The sequence below is a fragment of the Francisella sciaenopsi genome, assembly GCF_045862875.1.
GTDB classification, from domain to species: Bacteria; Pseudomonadota; Gammaproteobacteria; order Francisellales; family Francisellaceae; genus Francisella; species Francisella sciaenopsi.
Genome location: NZ_BTHG01000015.1, coordinates 1 through 1,762, shown reverse-complemented (window position 1 = coordinate 1,762; position 1,762 = coordinate 1). Strand labels below are relative to the sequence as shown.

Below are 1,762 nucleotides of genomic sequence, written 5' to 3'. Positions count from 1 at the left end.
GCTGTAGCATCTCTTACTGGATACAAAATATCTACATCTCCTGCTTCTTTTACTGCTAATAATGATGCTCAAAATATCGATGTTAATTTCGAGCAACAAGCTCCGATTGAAGCTGGTAAAAAAGTTATTGGTTACTGGGAAAACTGGAAACCTGGTCTAATAAGTGGAAACTGGGAAGCAACTACTGAAGATGTAGCACCGTACACTCATGTACTATACTCATTCCTTACATTAGATCCATCTCCTAACTCAGATAATCCACATGATACACAATGGAATTCAGGTCATCTTAATGAGAGTAATGCTGGCAAGGATGTTCTTATTGTTATGCAACCAGATGACTATGATTATAAATGGCAAAGAGTTCGTATAATCGCTTTAAATGATGCTGCTCATGCAAATGGTGGTAAATTCATTTGGGCTATTGGTGGTTGGTCTGATTTACAGCAAACTATTAGTGATAGTCAAATAGATACTTTTGTTAATCAAGTTGTTGAATTATTAAAAATTGGTGGTGATGGTGTAGATTTTGACTGGGAACATTTAAGTCAGTTAGCTAATGGTTCTGTAAATCCAAATAAAGATCAACAATTAGCAACATTAGCTAAAACTCTTAAAACCTTAAGAGAAAAGCTAGATGCAGAAGGAATGACTGATAAACAAATTGGTTACACAACTAGATTTAATGCTTTCTTCGAAAGCAGTAAAGCTCATGGTTTTGCAAATGATTTTAATTCTGATGGAGAAGGTATTGCTATTGAAAAATGGTTAGAGGAAAATGGATCATCATTAGATAAAGTTGTTAACTGGGTAAATATTATGGCTTATGATGTTGGTCCTAATGATATGCCTAATGGTCAAACTTGGACAACTAGTGTATATGAAGATGTTTTATCTAGCTTTGCTAAATATGTAAACCCTAGTTTAGTTGTTCTTGGATTTGAACCAGGTGGACAAGCTGCTGGAGGAGAATGGGAAGGTCTTACTTTAGATAAAGAGATGATTGACTATGTATCTGATAACAATTATGGTGGATCTATGTTCTGGGCTATAAATCAAGTAGCAATGGGTACAGCTTCTACTTACTATCAGAATACTGTTACTGGAACAAATGTTCATGATTTAGCTAACTACTCTCAAGAAGCTTTTGCTGAAGAATAATATATAAAATTTCTTTATTTTGATATTTCTCTCTATTCAATATTTCCTATACAAGAAATCAAACATCTATATAAGTGAAATTATAATATTCTAAAGCCATCTACAATAGATACATTTACATATATTTCAGCTATTAGTTTTCACTGTCAGCTATTAGTTTTTGATCGATGACTATTTATAACAATCTTGGTATATTAGTCACCGATTAGAAACATAATCATTCTTAAATAAGAGTAATTTAACAATCACTTAGGAGATCATAATATATGAAAAATAAACTTAAACTAACACCAACTATGCTTTGTGCCTTAATGGGTGTAAGCTCATTCTCTATAGCAAATGCTACTGATGCATGGTCAGCATCTAAAGTTTCTTCTTATGTTGCCGGCACTCAAGTAACTGATAGCGGTAAAACATATCAATGTAAAGAATGGCCTGCGTCTGGCTGGTGTCAAAATGCCGCATACAAGCCTAGCGGAATATATGGGGCTGATGCTTGGAATGCTGTCGGTGATGGTCCTGTAGATCCAGTTGATCCAGTTGATCCAGTTGATCCAGTTGATCCAGTTGATCCAGTTGATCCAGTTGATCCAGTTGATCC

General features: G+C 34.6%; 1 protein-coding gene and 1 pseudogene. Both read left to right on the top strand.

What is annotated here, in order from left to right; translation table 11 throughout:
- On the top strand, positions 1-1,161 hold a 1,161-nt coding region (locus ACKTR7_RS09890), incomplete at its 5' end, for a glycosyl hydrolase family 18 protein (protein WP_407878140.1).
- Between the two features lie 266 nt (positions 1,162-1,427).
- A pseudogene (locus ACKTR7_RS09885) lies at positions 1,428-1,762 on the top strand (glycosyl hydrolase family 18 protein); the annotation flags it as partial.